This is a genomic window from Methylobacterium durans (assembly GCF_003173715.1).
GTDB classification, from domain to species: Bacteria; Pseudomonadota; Alphaproteobacteria; order Rhizobiales; family Beijerinckiaceae; genus Methylobacterium; species Methylobacterium durans.
The window spans coordinates 6,585,511-6,611,439 of record NZ_CP029550.1 but is presented as its reverse complement, the minus strand read 5'-3'; the positions used below and the strand labels follow the sequence as shown (position 1 = coordinate 6,611,439).

General features: G+C 67.1%; 29 protein-coding genes and 1 pseudogene. All 30 read left to right on the top strand.

The features are described 5' to 3' along the window. Positions 1-35 precede the first annotated feature (35 nt). Positions 36-554: a 50S ribosomal protein L10 gene (gene rplJ / locus DK389_RS31030; protein ID WP_109895597.1), complete on the top strand. Its 519-nt coding sequence runs from the start codon at positions 36-38 to the stop codon at positions 552-554. Between the two features lie 61 nt (positions 555-615). Then, positions 616-993: a 50S ribosomal protein L7/L12 gene (gene rplL, locus DK389_RS31025; RefSeq protein ID WP_109895595.1), complete on the top strand. Its 378-nt coding sequence runs from the start codon at positions 616-618 to the stop codon at positions 991-993. Positions 994-1,239: 246 nt separating this feature from the next. Further along, positions 1,240-5,367 carry a DNA-directed RNA polymerase subunit beta gene (rpoB, locus tag DK389_RS31020; RefSeq protein ID WP_109895593.1) on the top strand — a complete coding sequence of 1,376 codons (4,128 nt, stop codon included), beginning with the start codon at positions 1,240-1,242 and terminating at the stop codon, positions 5,365-5,367. A 175-nt stretch (positions 5,368-5,542) separates the two neighbouring features. Continuing rightward, positions 5,543-9,747: pseudogene (rpoC, locus tag DK389_RS31015) on the top strand (DNA-directed RNA polymerase subunit beta'). A 419-nt stretch (positions 9,748-10,166) separates the two neighbouring features. Next, on the top strand, positions 10,167-10,538 hold the full coding sequence (gene rpsL / locus DK389_RS31010; protein ID WP_109895591.1) for a 30S ribosomal protein S12: 372 nt from the start codon (positions 10,167-10,169) through the stop codon (positions 10,536-10,538). 104 nt (positions 10,539-10,642) lie between these two features. After that, positions 10,643-11,113, top strand: coding sequence for a 30S ribosomal protein S7 (gene rpsG / locus DK389_RS31005; RefSeq protein WP_109895588.1), 471 nt, complete (start codon positions 10,643-10,645; stop codon positions 11,111-11,113). 31 nt (positions 11,114-11,144) lie between these two features. Beyond that, entirely contained in the window at positions 11,145-13,220 is a 2,076-nt protein-coding gene (fusA, locus tag DK389_RS31000; protein ID WP_109895586.1) for an elongation factor G, read from the top strand. Between the two features lie 102 nt (positions 13,221-13,322). Then, the gene (tuf, locus tag DK389_RS30995; protein WP_109895584.1) at positions 13,323-14,513 is read left to right on the top strand and encodes an elongation factor Tu; all 1,191 of its coding nucleotides are present in this window, start codon (positions 13,323-13,325) and stop codon (positions 14,511-14,513) included. Positions 14,514-14,597: 84 nt separating this feature from the next. Then, the gene (gene rpsJ, locus DK389_RS30990; RefSeq protein ID WP_109895582.1) at positions 14,598-14,906 is read left to right on the top strand and encodes a 30S ribosomal protein S10; all 309 of its coding nucleotides are present in this window, start codon (positions 14,598-14,600) and stop codon (positions 14,904-14,906) included. A gap of 48 nt (positions 14,907-14,954) precedes the next feature. After that, entirely contained in the window at positions 14,955-15,692 is a 738-nt protein-coding gene (gene rplC, locus DK389_RS30985; RefSeq protein WP_109895578.1) for a 50S ribosomal protein L3, read from the top strand. Continuing rightward, complete coding sequence (gene rplD / locus DK389_RS30980; RefSeq protein WP_109895576.1) at positions 15,692-16,312, top strand: 50S ribosomal protein L4; 621 nt, start codon at positions 15,692-15,694, stop codon at positions 16,310-16,312. Before rplC ends, rplD begins: the two co-directional genes overlap by 1 nt. Next, complete coding sequence (locus tag DK389_RS30975; protein WP_109895574.1) at positions 16,309-16,605, top strand: 50S ribosomal protein L23; 297 nt, start codon at positions 16,309-16,311, stop codon at positions 16,603-16,605. The genes rplD and DK389_RS30975 overlap by 4 nt, the downstream gene beginning before the upstream one ends. 27 nt (positions 16,606-16,632) lie before the next feature. Next, a complete protein-coding gene (gene rplB, locus DK389_RS30970) occupies positions 16,633-17,469 on the top strand; it encodes a 50S ribosomal protein L2 (protein WP_109895572.1) in 837 nt (278 codons plus the stop codon). Between the two features lie 5 nt (positions 17,470-17,474). Then, positions 17,475-17,753 (top strand): 30S ribosomal protein S19, encoded by a 279-nt coding sequence (gene rpsS / locus DK389_RS30965; RefSeq protein WP_109895570.1) that lies wholly within the window; start codon positions 17,475-17,477, stop codon positions 17,751-17,753. Position 17,754: 1 nt separating this feature from the next. Beyond that, positions 17,755-18,141, top strand: coding sequence for a 50S ribosomal protein L22 (rplV, locus tag DK389_RS30960; protein WP_109895568.1), 387 nt, complete (start codon positions 17,755-17,757; stop codon positions 18,139-18,141). A gap of 10 nt (positions 18,142-18,151) precedes the next feature. After that, positions 18,152-18,898 carry a 30S ribosomal protein S3 gene (rpsC, locus tag DK389_RS30955; RefSeq protein ID WP_109895566.1) on the top strand — a complete coding sequence of 249 codons (747 nt, stop codon included), beginning with the start codon at positions 18,152-18,154 and terminating at the stop codon, positions 18,896-18,898. Positions 18,899-18,935: 37 nt separating this feature from the next. Continuing rightward, positions 18,936-19,349 carry a 50S ribosomal protein L16 gene (rplP, locus tag DK389_RS30950; RefSeq protein ID WP_109895564.1) on the top strand — a complete coding sequence of 138 codons (414 nt, stop codon included), beginning with the start codon at positions 18,936-18,938 and terminating at the stop codon, positions 19,347-19,349. Positions 19,350-19,360: 11 nt separating this feature from the next. Beyond that, positions 19,361-19,576: a 50S ribosomal protein L29 gene (rpmC, locus tag DK389_RS30945; RefSeq protein ID WP_109895562.1), complete on the top strand. Its 216-nt coding sequence runs from the start codon at positions 19,361-19,363 to the stop codon at positions 19,574-19,576. A 10-nt stretch (positions 19,577-19,586) separates the two neighbouring features. Continuing rightward, entirely contained in the window at positions 19,587-19,838 is a 252-nt protein-coding gene (gene rpsQ / locus DK389_RS30940; RefSeq protein WP_109895560.1) for a 30S ribosomal protein S17, read from the top strand. 259 nt (positions 19,839-20,097) lie between these two features. Continuing rightward, positions 20,098-20,466 carry a 50S ribosomal protein L14 gene (gene rplN / locus DK389_RS30935; protein WP_109895558.1) on the top strand — a complete coding sequence of 123 codons (369 nt, stop codon included), beginning with the start codon at positions 20,098-20,100 and terminating at the stop codon, positions 20,464-20,466. Next, the gene (gene rplX, locus DK389_RS30930) at positions 20,466-20,783 is read left to right on the top strand and encodes a 50S ribosomal protein L24 (protein ID WP_109895556.1); all 318 of its coding nucleotides are present in this window, start codon (positions 20,466-20,468) and stop codon (positions 20,781-20,783) included. Before rplN ends, rplX begins: the two co-directional genes overlap by 1 nt. Beyond that, positions 20,776-21,342 carry a 50S ribosomal protein L5 gene (rplE, locus tag DK389_RS30925; protein WP_109895554.1) on the top strand — a complete coding sequence of 189 codons (567 nt, stop codon included), beginning with the start codon at positions 20,776-20,778 and terminating at the stop codon, positions 21,340-21,342. The genes rplX and rplE overlap by 8 nt, the downstream gene beginning before the upstream one ends. Before the next feature lie 41 nt (positions 21,343-21,383). Continuing rightward, positions 21,384-21,689, top strand: a complete 306-nt coding sequence (gene rpsN, locus DK389_RS30920; RefSeq protein WP_109895552.1) for a 30S ribosomal protein S14 — start codon at positions 21,384-21,386, stop codon at positions 21,687-21,689. A gap of 13 nt (positions 21,690-21,702) precedes the next feature. Continuing rightward, positions 21,703-22,098, top strand: a complete 396-nt coding sequence (gene rpsH / locus DK389_RS30915) for a 30S ribosomal protein S8 (RefSeq protein WP_109895550.1) — start codon at positions 21,703-21,705, stop codon at positions 22,096-22,098. Between the two features lie 22 nt (positions 22,099-22,120). After that, positions 22,121-22,654: a 50S ribosomal protein L6 gene (gene rplF / locus DK389_RS30910; protein WP_109895548.1), complete on the top strand. Its 534-nt coding sequence runs from the start codon at positions 22,121-22,123 to the stop codon at positions 22,652-22,654. A 12-nt stretch (positions 22,655-22,666) separates the two neighbouring features. Further along, positions 22,667-23,029 carry a 50S ribosomal protein L18 gene (gene rplR, locus DK389_RS30905; RefSeq protein ID WP_109895546.1) on the top strand — a complete coding sequence of 121 codons (363 nt, stop codon included), beginning with the start codon at positions 22,667-22,669 and terminating at the stop codon, positions 23,027-23,029. 92 nt (positions 23,030-23,121) lie between these two features. Continuing rightward, positions 23,122-23,709: a 30S ribosomal protein S5 gene (gene rpsE, locus DK389_RS30900; protein WP_109895544.1), complete on the top strand. Its 588-nt coding sequence runs from the start codon at positions 23,122-23,124 to the stop codon at positions 23,707-23,709. 12 nt (positions 23,710-23,721) lie between these two features. Beyond that, positions 23,722-23,913: a 50S ribosomal protein L30 gene (rpmD, locus tag DK389_RS30895; RefSeq protein ID WP_109895542.1), complete on the top strand. Its 192-nt coding sequence runs from the start codon at positions 23,722-23,724 to the stop codon at positions 23,911-23,913. Between the two features lie 10 nt (positions 23,914-23,923). Further along, positions 23,924-24,424, top strand: a complete 501-nt coding sequence (gene rplO / locus DK389_RS30890) for a 50S ribosomal protein L15 (protein ID WP_109895540.1) — start codon at positions 23,924-23,926, stop codon at positions 24,422-24,424. Positions 24,425-24,564: 140 nt separating this feature from the next. Next, positions 24,565-25,911, top strand: a complete 1,347-nt coding sequence (secY, locus tag DK389_RS30885) for a preprotein translocase subunit SecY (RefSeq protein WP_109895538.1) — start codon at positions 24,565-24,567, stop codon at positions 25,909-25,911. Positions 25,912-25,929 lie beyond the last annotated feature (18 nt).

The window sequence follows — 25,929 nt, the reverse complement described above, 5'->3', positions numbered from 1 at the left end:
CCGAACCCGGGTTCCGCCAACCGGAGAGAGCCCCAGTGGACCGGACAGCAAAAGCTGATCTCGTCTCGACGCTCAACGGCGTGTTCGCGAACACGGCCGTCGTCGTCGTGGCCCACTACAAGGGCCTCACGGTCGCCGAGATGCAGAAGCTGCGTTCGCAGATGAAGCAGGCCGGCGCCACCGTGAAGGTCGCCAAGAACCGCCTCGCCAACATCGCTCTCGATGGCACGGACGTCGCCTCCATCAAGCCCCTCCTGAAGGGTCCGACCCTGCTGGCCTATTCCAGCGATCCGGTCGCGGCCGCCAAGGTGGCGGTGGATTTCGCCAAGGCCAACGACAAGCTCGTGATCCTCGGCGGCGCCATGGGTACGACCGCTCTGAACCCGGACGGCGTGAAGGCCCTCGCCTCGCTCCCGTCCCTCGACGAACTGCGCGCCAAGATCGTGGGCCTCGTGCAGGCTCCCGCGACCAAGGTCGCCCAGGTCGTCAACGCGCCGGCGGCCAAGCTCGCCCGCGTGTTCGGAGCCTATGCCAAGAAGGACGAAGCGGCCTGAGGGTCGGTTCACCCCTTTCAAAATCAACCGTTCAAACCGATATCGTAAGGGAACTTAAGACATGGCTGATCTTGCCAAGCTCGTCGACGACCTCTCGTCGCTGACCGTCCTCGAGGCCGCCGACCTCGCCAAGATGCTGGAAGAGAAGTGGGGCGTCTCCGCCGCGGCCGCCGTCGCCGTGGCCGCCGGCCCGGCCGCCGGCGCCGCTGCCGCCCCCGTCGAGGAGCAGACCGAGTTCACGGTCGTGCTCGCCTCGGCCGGCGACAAGAAGATCGAGGTCATCAAGGAGGTCCGCGCGATCACCGGCCTCGGCCTCAAGGAGGCCAAGGACCTCGTCGAGGGCGCGCCGAAGCCCGTCAAGGAGTCGGTGGCCAAGGACGAGGCCGAGAAGATCAAGGCCCAGCTCGAGAAGGCCGGCGCCAAGGTCGAGCTCAAGTAAGACCCCGATGGGCCGTTCCCGGCCCGTCACCGCGCGGGAGGCTGGCCTCAGCCTTCCGTGACCGAGCCCGCGGGTGAGATCACCCGCGGGCTAAGGTCGCTTCGGGCGACCGGTGGGCCTGGAACGGCCCGACATGGGAATTCAGTTCGGGTGGCGCGGTCCGGCGGGGCGCGCGTCACGGCCCGGCGCGGGAAGCGAGGCTTTCCCCGGGCAACCAGGACGCGGAAGATGGTGGAGCGAGGTCACATGGCCAATACGCTGGTCGGTCGCAAGCGCATTCGCAAGTTCTTCGGCAAGATCCGGGAAGTCGCCGAGATGCCGAACCTCATCGAGGTCCAGAAGGCGTCCTACGACCAGTTCCTGATGGTGGACGAGCCGGAGGGTGGCCGTTCCGACGAGGGCCTGCAGAGCGTCTTCAAGTCGGTCTTCCCGATCTCCGACTTCTCCTCGACGGCGCTGCTCGAGTTCGTGAAGTACACGTTCGAGGCGCCGAAATACGACGTCGACGAGTGCCGCCAGCGCGGCATCACCTTCGCGGCCCCGCTCAAGGTGACCCTGCGCCTCATCGTGTTCGACGTGGACCCGGACACCGGCGCCAAGTCCGTCAAGGACATCAAGGAGCAGGACGTCTACATGGGCGACATGCCCCTGATGACGGAGAACGGCACCTTCATCGTCAACGGCACCGAGCGCGTCATCGTCTCGCAGATGCACCGCTCCCCGGGCGTGTTCTTCGACCACGACAAGGGCAAGACGCACTCTTCCGGCAAGCTGCTCTTCGCCGCCCGCATCATCCCGTACCGGGGTTCCTGGCTCGACGTCGAGTTCGACGCCAAGGACATCGTGTACGTGCGCATCGACCGGAAGCGGAAGCTGCCCGTCACCTCGCTCCTGTTCGCCCTCGGGCTTGACGGCGAGGAGATCCTCTCGACCTTCTACAACCGCGTCACCTACGCCCGTGACGGGGCGGATTGGCGCGTGCCCTTCGACGCCGAGCGCCTCAAGGGCTTCAAGGCGTCCGTCGACCTGATCGACGCCGATTCCGGCGAGGTTGTGCTGGAGGCGGGCAAGAAGCTCAACGCCCGCAACGCCCGCCTGATCGGCGAGAAGGGGACCCGGTTCCTCAAGGCGACCGACGAGGATCTCGTCGGCCAGTACATCGCCGAGGACCTCGTCAACATGAAGACGGGCGAGATCTGGGCCGAGGCCGGCGACGAGATCTCCGACAAGCTCCTCAAGAGCCTGGAGGATGTCGGCGTCTCCGAGCTGCCCGTGCTCGACATCGACCACGTCAACGTCGGTCCCTACATCCGCAACACCCTCGCCGTGGACAAGAATTCCGGCCGCGAGGGCGCGCTGTTCGACATCTACCGGGTGATGCGCCCGGGCGAGCCGCCGACGCTCGACACCGCGGAGGCGATGTTCCACTCGCTGTTCTTCGACGCCGAGCGCTACGACCTCTCCGCGGTCGGCCGCGTGAAGATGAACATGCGCCTCGACCTCGACGCCGCCGACACCGTGCGCACGCTCCGCAAGGAGGACATGCTCGCGGTCGTCAAGGCGCTCGTCGACCTGCGCGACGGCAAGGGCGAGATCGACGACATCGACCACCTCGGCAACCGCCGGGTGCGCTCGGTCGGCGAACTCATGGAGAACCAGTACCGCCTGGGCCTCCTGCGCATGGAGCGCGCCATCAAGGAGCGGATGTCGTCCGTCGACATCGACACCGTGATGCCGCAGGACCTGATCAACGCGAAGCCCGCGGCCGCCGCGGTGCGCGAGTTCTTCGGCTCGTCGCAGCTCTCGCAGTTCATGGACCAGACCAACCCGCTCTCCGAGGTGACGCACAAGCGCCGCCTCTCGGCGCTGGGCCCGGGCGGCCTGACCCGCGAGCGCGCCGGCTTCGAGGTGCGCGACGTGCACCCGACCCATTACGGCCGCATCTGCCCGATCGAGACGCCGGAAGGCCCGAATATCGGCCTGATCAACTCGCTCGCGACCTTCGCGCGGGTCAACAAGTACGGCTTCATCGAGACGCCCTTCCGCCGCGTGAAGGACGGCGTCGTCACCGACGAGGTCGCCTACCTCTCCGCGATGGAGGAGGCGAAGTACTACGTCGCCCAGGCGAACGCCGCGATGGACGAGGGCCGCAAGCTCACGGAGGACCTCGTGGTCTGCCGCCGGGCGGGCGAGGTCATCGTCGTCGGCCCCGAGCGCGTCGACCTCATGGACGTGAGCCCGAAGCAGCTCGTCTCGGTCGCCGCGGCGCTGATCCCGTTCCTCGAGAACGACGACGCCAACCGCGCGCTGATGGGCTCGAACATGCAGCGCCAGGCGGTGCCGCTCGTTCGCGCCGACGCGCCCTTCGTCGGCACCGGCATGGAGGCCGTGGTCGCCCGCGATTCGGGGGCTGCCATCGCCGCGCGCCGCGCCGGCATCGTCGATCAGGTGGACGCCACCCGCATCGTCATCCGCGCCACCGAGGAGACGGACCCGACGAAGCCCGGCGTCGACATCTACCGCCTGCAGAAGTTCCAGCGCTCCAACCAGTCGACCTGCATCACGCAGAAGCCGCTGGTGCGCGTCGGCGAGCCCGTGAAGAAGGGCGAGATCATCGCCGACGGTCCCTCGACGGAGTTCGGCGAGCTGGCGCTCGGCCGGAACGTGCTCGTCGCGTTCATGCCCTGGAACGGCTACAACTTCGAGGACTCGATCCTGCTCTCCGAGCGGATCGTGAAGGATGACGTGTTCACCTCGATCCACATCGAGGAATTCGAGGTGATGGCCCGCGACACCAAGCTCGGGCCGGAAGAGATCACCCGCGACATCCCGAACGTCTCCGAGGAGGCGCTCAAGAACCTCGACGAGGCGGGCATCGTCTATATCGGTGCCGAGGTCCATGCCGGCGACATCCTCGTCGGCAAGATCACGCCGAAGGGCGAGAGCCCGATGACGCCTGAGGAGAAGCTCCTGCGCGCCATCTTCGGCGAGAAAGCCTCGGACGTGCGCGACACGTCCTTGAGGGTGCCCCCGGGCGTCACCGGTACCATCGTCGAGGTGCGGGTGTTCAACCGGCACGGCGTCGACAAGGACGAGCGCGCCCAGGCCATCGAGCGCGAGGAGATCGAGCGCCTCGCCAAGGACCGCGACGACGAGCAGGCCATCCTCGACCGCAACACCTACGCGCGTCTGGCGGACGTCCTGATCGGCCAGTCGCCGATCGCGGGGCCGAAGGGCTTCCGGAAGGACACGACCCTCACCCGCGAGGGGCTGACCGACTACCCGCGCTCGCAATGGTGGCAGTTCGCCGTCATCGACGACCGTCTCATGACCGAGATGGAGGCGATGCAGAAGCAGTACGACGAGTCGAAGAAGCGCCTCGAGCAGCGCTTCCTCGACAAGGTCGAGAAGCTGCAGCGCGGCGACGAGCTTCCGCCCGGCGTCATGAAGATGGTCAAGGTCTTCGTGGCGGTGAAGCGCAAGATCCAGCCCGGCGACAAGATGGCCGGCCGCCACGGCAACAAGGGCGTCGTCTCGCGCATCGTGCCGATCGAGGACATGCCGTTCCTGGAGGACGGCACCCACGCCGACATCGTGCTGAACCCGCTCGGCGTGCCGAGCCGCATGAATGTCGGCCAGATCCTGGAGACGCATCTGGGCTGGGCCGCCGCGGGCCTCGGCCGCAAGGTGTCGCGGGCGGTCGACGCCTACCTCAAGAGCCAGGACATCGCGCCGCTGCGCGAGGAGATGGGCAGCATCTACTCGCCGGCCGAGCTCGACGGCCTGTCCGACGAGGATCTGGCGGAGGTCGGCAACAACCTCCGGCGCGGCGTGCCGATGGCGACCCCGGTCTTCAACGGCGCCAAGGAGGCCGACATCGAGGCGATGCTGGAGATGGCCGGCCTCGACCGGTCCGGCCAGTCGACCCTCTACGACGGGCGCACGGGCGAGCCTTTCGACCGCAAGGTGACGATGGGCTACATCTACATGCTGAAGCTGCACCACCTCGTGGACGACAAGATCCACGCCCGCTCGATCGGCCCCTACTCGCTGGTCACCCAGCAGCCGCTCGGCGGCAAGGCGCAGTTCGGCGGCCAGCGCTTCGGCGAGATGGAGGTCTGGGCGCTGGAGGCCTACGGCGCGGCCTACACGCTGCAGGAGATGCTGACGGTGAAGTCGGACGACGTGGCCGGCCGCACCAAGGTCTACGAGGCGATCGTCCGCGGCGACGACACCTTCGAGGCGGGCATCCCCGAATCGTTCAACGTGCTCGTCAAGGAGATGCGTTCGCTCGGCCTCAACGTCGAGCTCACCTCCTCGAAGCGGGACGCGGCCAACGACCAGATCGAGCCGCCGGCGGACGCCGCCGAGTAAGGCCGACAGGCGACACCTCCCGTGCCGGCGCGCGAGCCCGGCACGGTCCGAGCGGGGAGGGGCGGGGCCTCCCGACGATATCCACGGCCAGCGGCGCCCCGGCAGGGCGCTGCGCCGATCGTTTCAAGGCGCGGCTTCCCGGGCGCGGGGCGGCCCGCTCATCAAGGAGTAGATCATGAACCAAGAGGTCATGAATCTTTTCAACCAGCAGGCCCAGCCGCAGAGCTTCGACCAGATCAAGATCTCGATCTCGTCGCCCGAGAAGATCCTCTCCTGGTCCTACGGCGAGATCAAGAAGCCCGAGACGATCAACTACCGTACGTTCAAGCCCGAGCGTGACGGCCTGTTCTGCGCGCGCATCTTCGGGCCCATCAAGGATTACGAGTGCTTGTGCGGCAAGTATAAGCGCATGAAGTACAAGGGCGTCATCTGCGAGAAGTGCGGCGTCGAGGTCACCCTCGCGCGCGTCCGGCGCGACCGGATGGGCCATATCGAGCTCGCCGCCCCCGTCGCGCATATCTGGTTCCTGAAGTCGCTGCCCTCGCGCATCGGCCTCCTGCTCGACATGGCGCTGAAGGACCTCGAGCGGATCCTCTACTTCGAATCCTACTGCGTCATCGAGCCGGGCCTCACCCCCCTCAAGGAGCGCCAGCTCCTGTCGGAGGAGGAGTACCTGCGCGCGCAGGAGGAGTACGGCGAGGATTCCTTCACCGCCATGATCGGCGCGGAGGCGATCCGGCGCATCCTGCAGGAGCTCGACCTCGACAAGATCGCGATGGATCTGCGCGAGGAGATCGCCACCACCACCTCCGAGCTGAAGCCCAAGAAGCTCCTCAAGCGCCTCAAGATCATCGAGGCGTTCCAGATGTCGGGCAACCGGCCGGAATGGATGATCCTGACCGTGGTGCCGGTGATCCCGCCGGACCTGCGCCCGCTCGTCCCCCTGGACGGCGGCCGCTTCGCCACGTCCGACCTCAACGACCTCTACCGGCGGGTGATCAACCGCAACAACCGCCTCAAGCGGCTGATCGAGCTGCGCGCGCCCGACATCATCATCCGCAACGAGAAGCGGATGCTGCAGGAGGCGGTGGACGCGCTCTTCGACAACGGCCGCCGCGGCCGCGTCATCACGGGCGCCAACAAGCGTCCGCTGAAGTCGCTGGCCGACATGCTGAAGGGCAAGCAGGGCCGCTTCCGCCAGAACCTGCTCGGCAAGCGCGTCGACTATTCGGGCCGCTCGGTCATCGTGGTCGGCCCCGAGCTGAAGCTGCACCAGTGCGGCCTGCCCAAGAAGATGGCGCTGGAGCTGTTCAAGCCCTTCATCTACGCGCGCCTCGACGCCAAGGGTTTCTCCGCGACGGTCAAGCAGGCCAAGAAGCTGGTCGAGAAGGAGAAGCCCGAGGTCTGGGACATCCTGGACGAGGTCATCCGCGAGCATCCGGTCATGCTCAACCGGGCGCCGACGCTGCACCGCCTCGGCATCCAGGCCTTCGAGCCGAAGCTGATCGAGGGCAAGGCGATCCAGCTGCACCCGCTCGTCTGCGCGGCGTTCAACGCCGACTTTGACGGCGACCAGATGGCCGTGCACGTGCCGCTGTCGCTCGAGGCGCAGCTCGAGGCGCGCGTCCTCATGATGTCGACGAACAACATCCTGCACCCGGCCAACGGCCAGCCGATCATCGTGCCCTCGCAGGACATCGTTCTCGGCCTCTACTACCTGTCGATCGTCGCCGAGGGCGCGCCGGGCGAGTTCAAGCCGGGCAACGCCCAGAACCCGATGCAGGGCGTCTACGGCAACATCGGCGAGCTGGAGCACGCGCTCGCGGCCAAGGCCGTCTCGCTGCACTCGAAGATCAAGTGGCGCTGGAAGGGCATCGGCCCCGACGGCGAGCCGCTGACGAAGACCTACGACACCACCCCCGGCCGCGTGATCCTCTCCGGCGTGCTGCCGCTGCACCGGAAGGTCCCCTTCGACGTCGTCAACAAGCTGATGACCAAGAAGGAGATCTCCGCGATGATCGACACCGTCTACCGCCATTGCGGTCAGAAGGAGTCGGTGATCTTCTGCGACCGCATCATGGCGCTCGGCTTCAGCCACGCGTTCAAGGCCGGCATCTCGTTCGGCAAGGACGACATGGTCGTGCCGGACAACAAGTGGTCGATCGTCGACGACACCCGCGCGCTCGTGAAGGATTACGAGCAGCAGTACAATGATGGCCTGATCACCCAGGGCGAGAAGTACAACAAGGTCGTCGACGCCTGGGCCAAGTGCTCCGACAAGCTCGCCGCCGAGATGATGGGCCGGATCTCCGCCGTCCAGAAGGACGACAAGGGGCCGACAAGCAGGTCAACTCGATCTACATGATGAGCCACTCGGGCGCCCGCGGCTCGCCGGCGCAGATGAAGCAGCTCGCGGCCATGCGCGGCCTGATGGCCAAGCCCTCGGGCGAGATCATCGAGACGCCGATCATCTCGAACTTCAAGGAGGGCCTCGACGTCCTCGAGTACTTCAACTCCACCCACGGCGCCCGCAAGGGCCTCGCGGACACGGCGCTGAAGACCGCGAACTCGGGCTACCTGACCCGCCGCCTCGTCGACGTGGCGCAGGACGCCGTGATCCGCGAGGTGGATTGCGGCACGACGAACGGCATCCGCATGCGGGCGATCATCGATGCGGGCCAGGTCGTGGCCCCGCTCGCCACGCGCATCCTCGGCCGCGCCACGGCGGAGGATCTCGTGGCGGCCGACGGCAGCGTGATCGTCGCGACCGGCGAGACGATCGAGGAGAAGCACCTGCCGGCGATCACCGCCGCCGGCATCCAGGAGGTGAAGATCCGCTCGGTGCTCGTCTGCCAGACGCGCAGCGGCGTCTGCGCCACCTGCTACGGGCGCGATCTCGCGCGCGGCACGCCCGTCAACATGGGCGAGGCCGTGGGCGTCATCGCGGCCCAGTCGATCGGCGAGCCGGGCACGCAGCTCACGATGCGCACCTTCCACATCGGCGGTGCGGCCCAGATCGCGGATTCATCCTTCATCGAGTCGAGCTTCGAGGGCACCATCAAGGTCCGCAACCGGGCGCTTGCCCGGAACTCGGACGGCGACCTCGTCGCCCTCGGGCGCAACGTGGCCGTGGTGATCGTCGGCGCCGACGGGACCGAGCGGGCCGTGCACCGTCTCCAGTACGGCGCCAAGGTCCGGGTCGACGAGGGCGACAAGGTCAAGCGCGGCCAGCGCATCGCGGAGTGGGACCCCTACACCCGACCGATCCTCACGGAGAGCGACGGCGTGGTGGCCTACGAGGATCTCTACGATGGTCAGTCCATCACCGAGACCACCGACGAATCGACCGGCATCGCCAAGCGCGTCGTCATCGATTGGCGCGGCTCGGCCCGGACGGCCGATCTCAAGCCCGCGATGGTGATTCACGACGAGACCGGCAAGCCGATCAAGCTGCCGCGCGGCTCCGAGGCCCGCTACTTCCTGCCCGTCGACGCCATCATCGGCTTCGATCCGGGCGCGAAGGTGAAGGCCGGCGATATCCTGGCCCGCGTCTCGACGGAATCGGCCAAGACCCGCGACATCACCGGCGGTCTGCCGCGGGTGGCGGAGCTGTTCGAGGCGCGCCGTCCGAAGGACGCGGCGATCATCGCCGAGAAGTCGGGCACGATCGCGTTCGGGCGGGACTACAAGAACAAGCGCCGCCTGACGCTGACGCCGCACGACGGGTCGGACCCGGTCGAGTACCTGATCCCCAAGGGCAAGCACATCCACCTGCAGGACGGGGACGTGGTGGAGCTCGGCGACTACATCGTCGACGGCAACCCGGCGCCGCACGACATCCTGGCGATCAAGGGCGTCGAGGAACTCGCCGCCTATCTCGTCAACGAGATCCAGGAGGTCTACCGGCTGCAGGGCGTGTCGATCAACGACAAGCACATCGAGGTCATCGTCCGGCAGATGCTGCAGAAGGTGGAGATCACCGACGGCGGCGATTCGGAGATCCTCACGGGCGACCAGATCGACCGGACCGAGCTGACCGAGATCAACGAGAAGTTGGTCGCGGAGGGCAAGAAGCCGGTCCAGGGCGTGCCGGTGCTGCTCGGCATCACCAAGGCCTCGCTCCAGACGAAGTCGTTCATCTCGGCGGCCTCGTTCCAGGAGACGACCCGCGTCCTCACCGAGGCCGCGGTCAACGGCAAGGTCGACACGCTCGAGGGCCTGAAGGAGAACGTGATCGTGGGCTCGCTCATCCCGGCGGGCACAGGCTCGCTCGCCGCGGACATCCGCGCCGTGGCGCGCCGCCGCGACACCCTCATCCTGCAGCAGCGCGCGGCCGAGAGCGGCGCGCAGCCGATCGGCGAGCTTCCGGCCGCCGAGTGAGGCGCAGGCCAAAGACGACGATCGGGAGAGGGCGGCCGCGAGGCCGCCCTTTCTCGTTTCGCGCCGCGGCTTCCGAAACCACGACGCGGCGGCAGCCAGATACCCTGGCGCACACCGAAAAATAACCGCCGGGCCGACGGAAGAAGTTCGCCCCGAAAGGTTGACGTTGCGCCGGGTCGCGCGTAGAAGCGCGCCACTCCGGTCGAACGCACGCCGCAGACGGGTCGAAGTCAGATCTTCCGACCGTCGCCATGCCGACCAGAGGCTCACATCGCCTGACGCAAGTCAGATCAGTAGGTACGAGCGCGCCTGCTAAGGGACGTGTTCCTCTGCCGACAGCGCGCCACGGGTCCTGACCGACCCCTGGCGCATATTCGTTTTGCGGCCCGCCCCACAGGGCCTGAGGAAGAGGGCAGAGAATGCCGACGATCAACCAGCTGATCGCCCAGCCGCGTAAGGCGCAGAAGGCCCGCAACAAGGTGCCGGCCCTCGATGCCTGCCCGCAGAAGCGCGGTGTCTGCACCCGCGTCTACACCACGACCCCGAAGAAGCCGAACTCGGCGCTCCGCAAGGTCGCGAAGGTCCGTCTCACCAACGGCTTCGAGGTGATCGGCTACATCCCCGGCGAGGGTCACAACCTTCAGGAGCACTCCGTGGTGATGATCCGCGGCGGCCGCGTGAAGGACCTTCCGGGCGTGCGCTACCACATCCTGCGCGGCGTGCTCGACACGCAGGGCGTGAAGAACCGCAAGCAGCGCCGCTCCAAGTACGGCGCCAAGCGTCCGAAGTAAGACTTTCGCGCATCCCGTAAGGATGTCGCCGGCTTCTCCCGAAGCTCAAGGCGGCCTGCGCGGGATGGTTTGATGCCAAGAGAAGACGAAAACGGAGCGCGCGCATGTCCCGCCGCCACAGTGCCGAGAAGCGTGAGATCATCCCCGACGCCAAGTACGGCGACGTCGTCCTGACCAAGTTCATGAACTCCATCATGTACGAGGGCAAGAAGTCGGTCGCCGAGTCGATCGTGTACGGCGCCTTCGACATCGTCGAGAACCGCGCCCGCGCGAACCCGATCGAGGTGTTCCGCGCCGCCCTCGACAACGTCGCCCCGATGATCGAGGTCCGCTCCCGCCGCGTCGGCGGCGCCACCTACCAGGTCCCGGTCGAGGTCCGCACGGAGCGCCGCCAGGCGCTGGCGATCCGCTGGCTGATCCAGGCCGCCCGCGCGCGCAACGACCGCACCATGGTCGAGCGCCTCTCGGCCGAACTCCTCGACGCCGCCAACAACCGCGGCAACGCCGTCAAGAAGCGGGAAGACACGCACCGGATGGCCGAGGCCAACCGCGCCTTCTCGCACTACCGCTGGTAAGCGGTCACACCCCTCTTCCGGAGTCACCCCGATGCCCCGCACGCACGCGATCGAGGACTACCGCAACTTCGGCATCATGGCCCACATCGATGCCGGCAAGACCACGACGACCGAGCGGATCCTCTACTACACCGGCAAGTCCCATAAGATCGGCGAGGTCCATGAGGGCGCCGCCACGATGGACTGGATGGAGCAGGAGCAGGAGCGCGGCATCACGATCACGTCGGCCGCGACGACCTGTTTCTGGCGCGAGAAGCGCCTGAACATCATCGACACGCCCGGCCACGTCGACTTCACCATCGAGGTGGAGCGCTCGCTCCGCGTGCTCGACGGCGCCGTATGCGTGCTCGACGGCAACCAGGGCGTCGAGCCCCAGACCGAGACCGTGTGGCGCCAGGCCGACAAGTACGACGTGCCGCGCGTCGTGTTCGTCAACAAGATGGACAAGATCGGCGCCGACTTCTTCAAGTGCGTCGCCGACATCATCGACCGCGTCGCCGGCAAGCCGGTCTGCCTGCAGCTGCCGATCGGCGCCGAGTCGAACTTCCAGGGCGTGATCGACCTCATCAAGATGAAGGCGATCGTCTGGTCGGGCGAGGCGCTCGGCGCGAACTTCAACGAGACCGAGATCCCGGCCGACCTCAAGGATCAGGCCGTCGAGTACCGCACGAAGCTCGTCGAGGCCTGCGTCGAGCTCGACGACGACGCCATGACCGCCTACCTCGACGGCCAGGAGCCGGACGAGGACACGATGCGCCGGCTGGTGCGCAAGGCCGTGCAGCTGCGCGCCTTCCACCCCGTCCTCTGCGGCTCGGCGTTCAAGAACAAGGGCGTGCAGCCCCTCCTCGACGCCGTCGTGGATTACCTGCCGTCCCCGGCCGACCGCGGCGAGATCAAGGGCATCGACTACAAGACCGAGGAAGAGGTGGTCCGCCACCCGACCGATTCCGATCCCTTCTCCATGCTCGCCTTCAAGATCATGGACGATCCCCACGTCGGCACGATCACCTTCTGCCGCGTCTACTCGGGCAAGGTCGATTCCGGCGCGAACGTCATCAACTCGACCCGCGACAAGAAGGAGCGGGTGGGGCGGATGCTCCTGATGCACGCCAACAACCGCGAGGACATCAAGGAAGCCTTCGCGGGCGACATCGTGGCGCTGGCCGGCCTCAAGGATACCCGCACCGGCGACACCCTGTGCGACCCGGTCAAGGCCGTGATCCTCGAGCGCATGGAATTCCCGGAGCCCGTCATCGAGATCGCCGTCGAGCCGAAGTCGAAGGCCGACCAGGAGAAGCTCGGCATCGCGCTCTCGAAGCTCGCCGCCGAGGATCCGTCCTTCCGCGTCTCGACGGACCAGGAATCGGGCCAGACCATCCTCAAGGGGATGGGCGAGCTCCATCTGGACATCAAGGTCGACATCCTGCGCCGCACCTACAAGGTCGACGCGAATATCGGCCAGCCGCAAGTCGCCTACCGCGAGAAGCTGACCCGCCGTACCGAGATCGACTACACGCACAAGAAGCAGACCGGCGGTACCGGCCAGTTCGCCCGCGTGAAGTTCGTCGTCGAGCCGAACGAGCCCGGCAAGGGCTTCGAGTTCGAGTCGAAGATCGTCGGCGGCGCGGTGCCGAAGGAGTACATCCCGGGCGTCGAGAAGGGTCTCAACTCGGTCCTCGGCGCCGGCATCCTCGCGGGCTTCCCCGTGGTCGACATCAAGGTCGAGCTGATCGACGGCGCCTACCACGACGTCGACTCGTCGGCTCTGGCCTTCGAGATCGCCTCCCGCGCGGCGCTCCGCGAGGCCCTTCAGAAGGGCGGCTCGGTCCTGCTGGAGCCGGTGATGAAGGTCGAGGTCGTCTCGCCTGAGGATTACACGGGTTCGGTCATCGGCGACCTGAACTCGCGGCGCGGCCAGATCCAGGGCCAGGACATGCGCGGCAACGCCAACGTCATCAACGCGATGGTACCGCTCGCCAACATGTTCGGCTACGTGAACAACCTGCGCTCGATGTCGCAAGGCCGCGCGAACTTCACGATGCAGTTCGATCATTACGAGGAAGTGCCGCGCGGCGAGGCGGACAAGGTCATCGCCAAGTACGCGTAACGCACGCCTGATGCGACCGCCGGCCCCCGGGCCGGCACCCATTCCCGGTGCGGCGCCGATCATCCGGCCGCCCGCACCCCAACGACACCGACGGAGGCTACCATGGCCAAAGAGAAGTTTTCGCGCACGAAGCCGCACTGCAACATCGGGACGATCGGCCACGTCGACCATGGCAAGACGTCCCTGACGGCGGCGATCACGAAGGTGCTGGCGGAGTCGGGGGGCGCGACCTTCACGGCCTACGACCAGATCGACAAGGCGCCGGAGGAGAAGGCGCGCGGCATCACGATCTCGACGGCGCACGTGGAGTACGAGACCACGAACCGCCACTACGCGCACGTCGACTGCCCCGGCCACGCTGACTACGTGAAGAACATGATCACGGGCGCCGCCCAGATGGACGGCGCCATCCTGGTGGTCTCGGCGGCCGACGGCCCGATGCCGCAGACCCGCGAGCACATCCTCCTGGCCCGCCAGGTCGGCGTGCCGGCGCTGGTGGTGTTCCTCAACAAGGTCGACATGGTCGACGACGAGGAGCTCCTGGAGCTGGTCGAGCTCGAGGTGCGCGAGCTTCTCTCGAAGTACGACTTCCCCGGCGACGACATCCCGATCACCAAGGGCTCGGCGCTGATGGCGCTGGAGGACAAGGAGCCCAAGATCGGCAAGGAGGCGGTGCTGGCGCTGATGGCGACGGTGGACGATTACATCCCGCAGCCGGAGCGTCCGATCGACATGCCGTTCCTGATGCCGATCGAGGACGTGTTCTCGATCTCGGGGCGCGGCACGGTGGTGACGGGTCGCGTGGAGCGCGGCATCATCAAGGTGGGCGAGGAAGTCGAGATCGTGGGCATCCGCCCGACCACCAAGACGACGGTGACCGGCGTCGAGATGTTCCGCAAGCTGCTCGACCAGGGCCAGGCGGGCGACAACGTCGGCGTGCTGCTGCGCGGCACCAAGCGCGAGGACGTGGAGCGGGGCCAGGTGGTGTGTAAGCCGGGTTCGGTGAAGCCGCACACCAAGTTCAAGGCCGAGGCCTACATCCTGACCAAGGAGGAGGGCGGTCGCCACACGCCGTTCTTCACCAACTACCGGCCGCAATTCTACTTCCGCACCACGGACGTGACGGGCGTGTGCACGCTGCCGGAGGGCACCGAGATGGTGATGCCGGGCGACAACGTGACCATGGACGTCGCGCTGATCGTGCCGGTCGCCATGGAGGAGAAGCTGCGGTTTGCCATCCGCGAGGGCGGACGCACCGTCGGCGCCGGCGTCGTCGCCGCCATCAACGAGTAAGTCGCGCGAGCAACTCCCGCAGGGACAGATCGAGGGGTGGGCCCTCGCGCCCGCCCTTCGACATTCCCGCCGAGGTTTCAGGTCATGAACGGTCAGAATATCCGCATCCGCCTCAAGGCGTTCGATCATCGAATCCTCGATGCCTCGACCCGCGAGATCGTCTCCACCGCCAAGCGCACTGGCGCTCAGATCCGCGGCCCGATCCCGCTGCCGACGCATATCGAGAAGTTCACGGTGAACCGTTCGCCCCACATCGACAAGAAGTCGCGCGAGCAGTTCGAGATGCGCACGCACAAGCGGGTGCTCGATATCGTCGATCCGACCCCCCAGACCGTGGACGCGCTGATGAAGCTCGACCTCGCCGCTGGCGTGGACGTGGAGATCAAGCTCTGAGCCGCTGAGGCTTAGAGCTTACCGTTTCATCGCGCGAGGGAGACACCTATGCGCTCAGGCGTCATTGCACAGAAGGTCGGCATGACCCGCATCTTCACGGATGCGGGGGAGCATGTCCCCGTCACCGTGCTCAAGATCGATCAATGCCAGGTGGTTGCCCACCGCACCGTCGAGAAGAACGGCTACGTCGCGCTGCAGGTCGGCGTCGGCAAGGCCAAGGTCAAGAACGTGTCCCGCGCCGAGCGCGGCCGCTTCTCGGTCGCCAAGGTCGAGCCGAAGCAGAAGCTCGCCGAGTTCCGCGTCAGCGAGGATTCGCTGATCCCGGTCGGCGCCGAGATCACCGCGGACCACTTCATCCCGGGCCAGTTCGTGGACGTCACGGGCACGACCACGGGTAAGGGTTTCGCCGGCGGCATGAAGCGCTGGAACTTCGGCGGCCTGCGCGCCACGCACGGCGTGTCGATCTCGCACCGCTCGATCGGTTCGACCGGCGGCCGTCAGGATCCGGGCAAGACCTTCAAGAACAAGAAGATGCCGGGCCACCTCGGCGTCGAGCGCGTGACCACCCAGAACCTGCGCGTCGTGCGCACCGACCCCGAGCGCGGCCTCATCCTCGTCGAGGGTGCGGTGCCGGGCGTCGCCGGCGGCTGGATCCAGGTCCGCGACGCGGTGAAGCGCAAGCTCCCCGCTGATGTTCCGCTGCCGGGCAAGTTCCGTGAGAACGGCGCTGCCGCTCCGGCTCCCGAGGCTCCCGCTCAAGAAGCGACTTCTGGGGAGAACGCGTGATGAAGCTCGATATCACCACGCTCGAAGGCGAAGGCGCCGGCTCGGTCGAGCTCGACGAGGCCATCTTCGGCCTCGAGCCCCGCGCCGACCTGCTCCAGCGCATGGTCCGCTGGCAGCTCGCCAAGCGCCGCGCCGGCACCCACGCCGTGCAGAACCGCTCGGACGTGAACCGGACGCGCAAGAAGCTCTACAAGCAGAAGGGCACCGGCAACGCCCGTCACGGCGCGGCCTCCGCCCCGCAATTCCGCGGCGGCGGCCGGGCCTTCGGTCCGGTGGTGCGCGACCACGGCCACGATCTTCCCAAGAAGGTCCGTGCGCTGGCGCTTCGCCACGCCCTCTCGTCCAAGGCGAAGAGCGAGACGCTGATCGTCATCGACGACGTCAAGCTCGCCGAGGGCAAGACCAAGGTCCTGTCCGAGCGCTTCGGCAAGCTCGGCCTCTCGAGCGCCCTCATCATCGGCGGCGCGGAGATCGACGCGAACTTCGGTCGCGCCGCCCGCAACCTGCCGCAGATCGACGTCCTGCCGGTGCAGGGCATCAACGTCTACGACATCCTGCGCCGTGAGAAGCTCGTTCTCACCCGCGCGGCGGTCGATGCGCTGGAGGCGCGTTTCAAATGAGTGCCGATCCGCGCCACTACGACGTGATCGTCTCGCCCGTGATCACCGAGAAGGCGACGAACCTGACCGAGCAGAACAAGGTCGTGTTCCGCGTCGCGCCGAAGGCCTCGAAGCCGCAGATCAAGGAAGCGGTCGAGAAGCTGTTCGACGTGAAGGTCACGGCGGTGAACACGCTCGTGACCAAGGGCAAGAAGAAGGTCTTCCGCGGATTGCGCGGACAGCGTTCGGACGTGAAGAAGGCGATCGTCACCCTCGCCGAGGGCGATACGATCGACGTCACGACGGGCCTCTGAGACGACCGGGTTTAGGGAACCAAGCCGATGGCCTTGAAGACATTCAAACCGGTCACGCCGAGCCTGCGCCAGCTCGTGCTGGTCGACCGCCGTGAGCTCTACAAGGGCAAGCCGGTGAAGGCGCTGACCGAGGGCAAGTCGTCCACGGGCGGCCGCAACAATCTCGGCCGCATCACCGTCCGCTTCCGCGGCGGCGGTCACAAGCGCGCCCTGCGCAACGTCGATTTCAAGCGTCGCGACCAGCTGGGCGTGACCGCGACGGTCGAGCGGATCGAGTACGATCCGAACCGCACGGCGTTCATCGCGCTGATCACCTACCCGGACGGCAAGCAGAGCTACATCCTGGCTCCCCAGCGCCTGCAGGCCGGGGACAAGGTGGTGGCGGCCGAGCAGGTCGACATCAAGCCGGGCAATGCGGGTCCGATCGGCAACATGCCGGTGGGCACGATCGTCCACAACGTCGAGCTGAAGATCGGCAAGGGCGGCGCGATCGCCCGGTCCGCGGGCAACTACGCCCAGATCGTCGGCCGCGACCAGGGCTACGTGACGCTGCGCCTGAACTCGGGCGAGCAGCGCCTCGTGCACGGCCAGTGCTTCGCGAGCGTGGGCGCGGTCTCGAACCCCGACCACATGAACATCTCGCTCGGCAAGGCCGGTCGCAACCGCTGGCTCGGCAAGCGCCCGCACAACCGCGGCGTCGCGATGAACCCGGTCGACCATCCGCACGGCGGCGGCGAGGGACGCACCTCGGGCGGCCGTAACCCGGTCACGCCGTGGGGCGTGCCGACGAAGGGGAAGAAGACCCGGTCCAACAAGCGGACCGACACCTTCATCCTGTCCAGCCGCCACAACCGCAAGAAGTAACCATCATGGCACGCTCCCTCTGGAAGGGGCCGTTCGTCGACGGCTACCTCCTCAAGAAAGCTGAGACCGCTCGCGGATCCAGCCGCAACGAAGTCATCAAGATCTGGAGCCGCCGCTCCACGATCCTGCCGCAGTTCGTCGGGCTCACCTTCGGTGTGCACAACGGGCAGAAGCACATCCCGGTCTACGTCTCCGAGGAAATGGTCGGTCACAAGTTCGGCGAGTTCTCGCCGACCCGCACCTTCCACGGTCACGCGGCCGACAAGAAGGCGAAGAGGCGCTGATATGGGCAAGCCCGCAACCCCCCGCGCGCTCCCCGAGAACGAGGCCAAGGCGGTGGCGCGGATGCTCCGCGTCAGCCCCCAGAAGCTGAATCTCGTCGCGCAGCTCATTCGCGGCAAGAAGGTCGAGTCGGCGCTGGCCGACCTCGAATTCTCCCGCAAGCGGATCGCCCGCGAGGTCAAGAAGTGCCTCGAGAGCGCGATCGCCAACGCCGAGAACAACCACGACCTGGACGTCGACGATCTCGTCGTCTCCCAGGCCTTCGTCGGCAAGGCGCTCGTCCTGAAGCGGTTCCACGCCCGTGCGCGTGGCCGTGGCGCCCGCATCCTGAAGCCCTTCTCGAACCTCACCATCGTGGTTCGCGAAGTCCCGTCCGCCGAAGCGGCGTGAGGAGGATCTGATGGGCCAGAAAGTCAATCCGATCGGTCTGCGTCTCGGCATCAACCGGACGTGGGATTCCCGCTGGTTCGCCCAGAAGGGCGAGTACGCCAAGCTGATGCACGAGGACGTCGCGATCCGCGCCGCCCTCATGAAGCAGCTGAAGCAGGCGGCGGTCTCGAAGATCGTCATCGAGCGTCCGCACCGGAAGTGCCGCGTCACCATCCACTCGGGCCGCCCGGGCGTGGTAATCGGCAAGAAGGGCGCGGATATCGAGAAGCTGCGCAAGCTCGTCGGCACGATGACCAAGGCGGACGTGACGATCAACATCGTCGAGGTTCGCAAGCCCGAGATCGACGCGACGCTCGTCGCCGACTCGATCGCCCAGCAGCTCGAGCGCCGGGTCGCCTTCCGGCGCGCCATGAAGCGCGCCGTCCAGTCGGCGATGCGTCTCGGCGCCGAGGGCATCCGCATCACCTGCTCGGGCCGTCTCGGCGGCGCCGAGATCGCCCGGACCGAGTGGTACCGCGAGGGCCGGGTCCCGCTGCACACCCTGCGCGCGGACGTCGATTACGGCACGGCCACCGCCTTCACGACCTACGGGACGTGCGGCATCAAGGTGTGGGTGTTCAAGGGCGAGATCCTCGAGCACGACCCGATGGCCCAGGACAAGAAGGCGCAGGACGAGGGTGGCCGGTCCGGCGGCCGTCGCGAGCGCGACGGCGAGGGTGGCCGTGAGCGCGGCCGTCGCGACCACGCCAACGCGTGATCGCGGCCCGCGCCAGAGAGAGGTTTGAGAGGCTGCCATGCTGCAACCCAAGAAGACGAAGTTCCGCAAGCAGTTCAAAGGCCGCATCCACGGTGCGGCCAAGGGCGGCTTCGAGCTGAACTTCGGCCAGTTCGGCCTGAAGGCCGTGGAGCCCGAGCGGGTCACCGCGCGGCAGATCGAGGCGGCCCGCCGCGCGATCACCCGCGAGATGAAGCGCCAGGGTCGCGTCTGGATCCGCGTGTTCCCGGACGTCCCCGTCTCCGCCAAGCCCACCGAGGTCCGCATGGGCTCCGGTAAGGGCGCGCCGGATTACTGGGCCGCCCGCGTCCACCCGGGCCGCATCATGTTCGAGGTCGACGGCGTCGCCGAGGAGATCGCCCGCGAGGCCCTGCGCCTCGGCGCGGCCAAGCTACCCGTCCGCACCCGCGTCGTCGCCCGCATCGCAGACTGAGGAGGGAGATCATGAAGTCGTCCCAGAGACTGTCTGATCTGAAGGCCCTGTCCGCGGATCAGCTGAACGACGAGCTGCTGAACCTCAAGAAGGAGCAGTTCAACCTGCGCTTCCAGGGGGCCACCGGCCAGCTCGAGAACGTCGCCCGCGTCCGCGAGGTCCGCCGCGACATCGCCCGCGTCCGTACGCTGCAGCGTCAGAAGACGCTGGCCTCGACGCAGGCTTGAGGAGTTCACCATGCCGAAGCGCGTATTGCAGGGCGTCGTCGTCAGCGACAAGGGCGAGAAGACCATCGTCGTGAAGGTGGAGCGCCGCTTCACCCACCCGGTGATGAAGAAGACCGTCCGCCGCTCGAAGAACTACCATGCCCACGACGAGGCGAATGCCGCCAAGGTCGGGCAGACGGTGTTCATCGAGGAGTGCCGCCCCTATTCCAAGACCAAGACCTGGAAGCTCGTCGAGGGCAACGAGGTCGCCGCGAGCGCCTGAGGCGCTCGCGCAACCACCTTGCCCACGGCAAGCACCCTTGCGCGAATCGCCGGAGCGTTGTAAGCGACCGGCCTTCGCGAAAGTTCAGAGGGGATGCTTCGCGTCCCCCGTCGACTGCGGTGACCGCGCCGGCGCAGCCAAGCGCCGATAGCGCGGTCTGTCATATGAGCCGGGGACATCAGATCCCCATCAGGCGTCGTCCGCCGGGCAATACCGCCCGCGTGCGGAAACCCGCCTGAAACAAGGAAAGGTCACTCCCGTGATCCAGATGCAGACGAATCTGGACGTCGCCGACAATTCTGGTGCGCGTCGCGTGATGTGCATCAAGGTGCTCGGCGGGTCGAAGCGCAAATATGCCGGCGTCGGCGACATCATCGTCGTCTCCGTCAAGGAGGCGATCCCGCGCGGCCGCGTGAAGAAGGGCGACGTCATGAAGGCGGTCGTCGTGCGCACCGCCAAGGACGTGAAGCGCCCCGACGGCTCGGTCATCCGCTTCGACAAGAACGCCGCCGTTCTGATCAACAATCAGAAGGAGCCGATCGGCACCCGCATCTTCGGGCCCGTGCCGCGGGAACTGCGCGCGCGCAACCACATGAAGATCATCTCGCTGGCTCCTGAGGTGCTGTGATGGCTGCCAAGATCAAGAAGGGCGACACGGTCGTCGTCCTCACCGGTCGCGACGCGGGTCGCTCCGGCGAGGTCATCCAGGTCCTGCCGAAGGAGAACCGGGCCCTCGTGCGCGGCATCAACCTCGTCAAGCGCCACCAGCGCCAGACGCAGAGCCAGGAGGGCGGCATCATCTCCAAGGAGGCCGCCATTCACCTGTCCAACATCGCGGTCGCCGATCCCAAGGACGGCAAGGCGACGCGCGTGGGTTTCCGTATTCTCGAGGACGGCCGCAAGGTTCGGTTCGCCAAGCGCTCGGGGGATCTGATCGATGGCTGAGGCAAACAAGGACGCCTACACCCCGCGTCTGCGCAAGCATTACGACGAGGTGGTCCGGCAGAAGCTGATCGAGCAGTTCGGCTACAAGAACCCCATGCAGGTGCCGCAGATCGAGAAGATCGTCATCAACATGGGCGTCGGCGAGTCGACCGCCGACTCGAAGAAGGCCTCGGTCGCCGCGGCCGATCTCGCGCTGATCGCCGGCCAGAAGCCGGTCATCACGCGGGCCCGCAAGGCCATCGCGACCTTCAAGGTCCGCGAGGGCATGCCGATCGGCTGCAAGGTGACCCTGCGCCAGACGCGCATGTACGAGTTCATGGACCGGCTGATCACGATCGCGCTCCCGCGCGTCCGCGACTTCCGCGGCCTGAACCCGAAGTCGTTCGACGGGCGCGGCAACTTCGCCCTCGGTCTCAAGGAGCACCTCGTGTTCCCGGAGATCTCGTACGACAAGGCCGAGCAGATGTGGGGCATGGACATCGTGGTCACCACGACGGCCAAGACCGACGAGGAGGCCCGTGCCCTCCTCACGCATTTCCGCTTCCCGTTCCGGCAGTAAGGGCTCTGCGCCCTTAGACGCGGACACTGGAGAGAGAAGACATGGCTAAGAAAAGCTCAGTCGAGAAAAACAACCACCGCAAGGCGCTTGTGAAGCGTTTTGCCGACAAGCGCAGGGCGCTGCTCGCGACCGCCAACAACGAGTCCCTCGAGATGGAGGAGCGCTTCGAGGCGCGCCTCAAGCTCGCGGAACTGCCCCGCAATTCGTCGGCCACCCGCATCCGCAACCGCTGCGAGATGACCGGCCGTCCGCGCGCCTTCTATCGCAAGATGGGCATCTCGCGCGTCGCGTTGCGTGAGCTCGGCAACCGGGGCCTGATCCCCGGCCTGGTCAAGTCGAGCTGGTAAGGAGGCAGTCACCATGGTCAACGATCCCGTGGGTGATATGCTCACCCGCATCCGCAACGGTCAGCAGCGCCGCCGCAACGTCGTCCAGACGCCCGGCTCCCGCCTGCGCGCCAGCGTGCTCGACGTCCTCAAGTCCGAGGGCTACATCCGCGACTACGCGACCACGGAGCTCGGCAACGGGCGCACCGAGTTCGCGATCGAGCTGAAGTACTACGACGGCAAGCCCGTCATCCGCTCGATCCAGCGCGTCTCGAAGCCCGGCCGCCGCGTCTATTCGTCGGTGGGCGAGCTGCCGCGCGTCGCCGACGGCCTCGGCATCACCATCGTGTCCACCCCGCAGGGCGTCATGGCCGACCACGAGGCGCGCGAGCGCAACGTCGGCGGCGAGCTGCTCTGCAAGGTGTTCTGATCGCAGGCGAGAGGAGAAGGCTATGTCTCGCGTAGGCAAGAAGCCCGTGTCCGTCCCGTCCGGCGTGACGGCCACGGTGACGGGTCAGACGGTGAAGATGAAGGGTTCGAAGGGCGAGCTTCAGTTCGTCGTGCCGAACCTCGTCGACGTCGCCCTGGAGAACGGCGCGATCACGGTCACGCCGAAGAACCAGTCCAAGGAGGCCCGCTCGCTGTGGGGCACCTCCCGGGCGCAGGTCGCGAACCTCGTCGAGGGCGTCTCGAAGGGCTTCGAGAAGAAGCTCGAGATCACCGGCGTCGGCTACCGCGCCGCGATGGCCGGCAAGGCTCTCAAGCTGTCGCTCGGCTACAGCCACGACATCGAGTACGAGATCCCGGCCGGCATCACCATCGTGACGCCGAAGCCCACGGAGATCGTGGTGTCCGGCATCGACCGGCAGCGCGTCGGTCAGGTCGCCGCCGAGATCCGCGACTATCGCGGCCCCGAGCCCTACAAGGGCAAGGGCGTGAAGTATGCGGGCGAGTTCATCTTCCGCAAGGAAGGCAAGAAGAAGTAAGGACCCGCCACCATGTCACGCAAGAACGAAGCACTCGACCGCCGCAAGGCGCGTGTGCGCCGCGCGCTGCGGGCGGCGGCCAACGGGCGGCCCCGGCTCTCGGTGTTCCGCTCCTCGAAGCAGATCTACGTCCAGGTCATCGACGATGCCGAGGGCCGCACCCTGGCCTCCGCCTCGTCGCTGGACAAGGATCTGAAGAGCAGCCTGAAGACCGGCGCGGATATCGCCGCGGCCTCCGCCGTCGGCAAGCTCGTCGCCGAGCGCGCCAAGGCGGCCGGGGTCACCCAGGTGATCTTCGATCGCTCGGGCTACATCTTCCACGGGCGCATCAAGGCGCTCGCCGACGCCGCCCGCGAGGGTGGCCTCGACTTCTGATCGGCGGTGAGGGGGCGGTCCGCCGCCCCTGAGACGGACATCATCAAGCGAGCGGGCCCGCCGCCCGCGTCAGTGAGACAGACAGGTTCAAGATGGCACGTGAACGGGAAGGCGGGGGCCGCAGCCGCCGCGAGGATCGCGAGGAGCGCGACAGCGAGTTCGTGGACAAGCTCGTCCACATCAACCGCGTCGCCAAGGTGGTGAAGGGCGGCCGTCGCTTCGGCTTCGCGGCCCTCGTCGTCGTCGGCGACCAGAAGGGCCGCGTCGGCTTCGGCCACGGCAAGGCCCGCGAGGTGCCGGAGGCGATCCGCAAGGCGACGGAAGCCGCCAAGCGCGGCCTGATCCGCGTCTCGCTCCGCGAGGGCCGGACCCTGCACCACGACGTGCACGGCCGTCACGGCGCCGGCAAGGTCATCCTGCGCGCCGCGCCCCAGGGCACCGGCATCATCGCGGGCGGCCCGATGCGCGCCGTCTTCGAGACGCTCGGCATGCAGGACGTGGTGGCGAAGTCGCTCGGCTCGTCGAACCCCTACAACCTCGTGCGCGCCACCTTCGAGGCGCTCAAGAACGAGGACAGCCCGCGCGCGGTCGCCGCGCGCCGCGGCCTTAAGGTGTCGGCCCTCCAGGCCCGCCGCCGCGACGCCGACCCGTCCGACATGTCCGAAGCGGCCGTGGCGTAAGGGGAGGGCAGCATGGCGACCAAGACTCTCCGCGTCCAGCAGATCGGCTCGCCGATCCGCCGCGAGGCCTCCCAGCGCGCGACGCTGATCGGCCTCAAGCTGAACAAGCTGCACCGCATCGCCGAGTTGGAGGACACTCCCTCCGTGCGTGGCATGATCCGCAAGGTGCATCACCTCGTGCGCGTCCTCGACGACGCGGCTTGAGGAGGGCGAGATGAAGCTCAACGAGATCCGCGACAACGAAGGCGCGACCAAGAACCGGATGCGCGTCGGCCGGGGCATCGGCTCCGGCAAGGGCAAGACCGCGGGACGCGGCGTGAAGGGCCAGAAGGCCCGGACCGGCGTGTCCATCAAGGGCTTCGAGGGCGGTCAGATGCCGCTGCATCGTCGCCTGCCGAAGCGCGGCTTCAACAACATCCACGCCGCCGACCTGAACGAGGTGAATCTCGGCCGGGTCCAGGAGGCGATCGAGGCCGGCAAGCTCGACAAGGGCGCGACCGTGACGGTCGACGCGCTCGTCCAGGCCGGCATCATCGCCCGCGCCCGCGACGGCGTGAAGCTCCTCGGCGTCGGCGACCTCACGACGAAGCTCGCCTTCGAGGTGACCCGCGCGTCGAAATCCGCCATCGAGGCAGTCGAGAAGGCCGGCGGCAGCGTCACGGTCGTCTACGCCTCCGGCGTGTCGACCCGCGGCTCGGCCCAAGCGACCGCCTGACAGGCAGTTGCGCAGGGTCTGGACAGCCCTTAAGTCGAAGCGCTGAGCGGCGGCCCGTGCGACCTCGCGCGTGGCCGCCGCTTCGTTTTTCACGGGTGCTCGCCTGAGCCCCGCACCATCCGTTCTCAGGAAACCGGGCCATGGCCTCAGCCGCCGAGCAGCTTGCCGCCAACCTCAATTTCGGGGCGATCGCGAAGGCCGATGAGCTGAAGAAGCGCATCTGGTTCACGCTCGGCGCGCTCGTGGTGTTTCGCCTGGGCACCTACATCCCGATTCCCGGCATCGATCCGGAGCAGTTCGCCCGGAACTTCCAGCAGCAGGCCGGCGGCGTGCTCGGCCTGTTCAACATGTTCTCGGGCGGGGCGGTCGAGCGCATGGCGATCTTCGCGCTCAACATCATGCCCTACATCTCGGCCTCGATCATCATCCAGCTCCTCACCTCGGTGATCCCGAGCCTGGAGGCGCTGAAGAAGGAGGGCGAGTCCGGCCGCAAGGTCATCAACCAGTACACGCGTTACCTCACGGTACTGCTGGCGCTGGTGCAGTCCTGGGGCATCGCGATCGGCCTGCAGAGTTCGAGCGCGGCGATCGACCCGGGCCCGTTCTTCCTGCTCTCGACCGTGATCACCCTGACGGGCGGCACGCTGTTCCTGATGTGGATCGGCGAGCAGATCACCTCGCGCGGCATCGGCAACGGTTCCTCGCTCATCATCTTCGCCGGTATCGTCGCCCACCTGCCGACCGCCATCATCGGCGCGCTGGAGCTCGGCCGCACGGGCGCGCTCTCCTCGGCGGTGATCCTCGGCGTCGGCGTCGCTGCGGTGGCCCTCGTCTACTTCATCGTGTTCATGGAGCGCGCCCAGCGCCGTCTCCTGATCAACTACCCGAAGCGCCAGGTCGGCAACCGCATGTACGAGGGCCAGACCTCGTTCCTGCCGCTCAAGCTCAACACCTCGGGCGTGATCCCGCCGATCTTCGCCTCCTCGCTGCTGCTGCTGCCGGCCACCGTGGCGAGCTTCTCGGCGAACCAGGGCTCCACGGGCGTGCTGGGGACTCTGACGACCTATCTCGGCCACGGCCGGCCGCTCTACATGGCCCTCTATGCGGCCCTGATCATCTTCTTCGCCTTCTTCTATACGGCGGTCGTGTTCAACCCGCAGGAGACGGCCGACAACCTGAAGAAGCATGGCGGCTTCATCCCCGGTATCCGTCCGGGCGAGCGCACCGCCGCCTTCATCGACAAGGTGCTCACCCGCATCACGGCGATCGGCGCGCTCTACCTCACCTTCGTCTGCCTCGTGCCGGAAATCCTGGCCTCCTACGCCTCGGCGAGCCTCGGCTTCGGCGGCACCTCGCTCCTCATCGTGGTCTCGGTGACGATGGACACCGTCGCCCAGATCCACGGGCACCTGATGGCGCACCAGTACGAGGGTCTGGTGAAGAAAGCGAAGCTGCGCGGCGCCTCCACCACGACGAGGCGGCGCTGAGCGGGCGACAAATCCCGC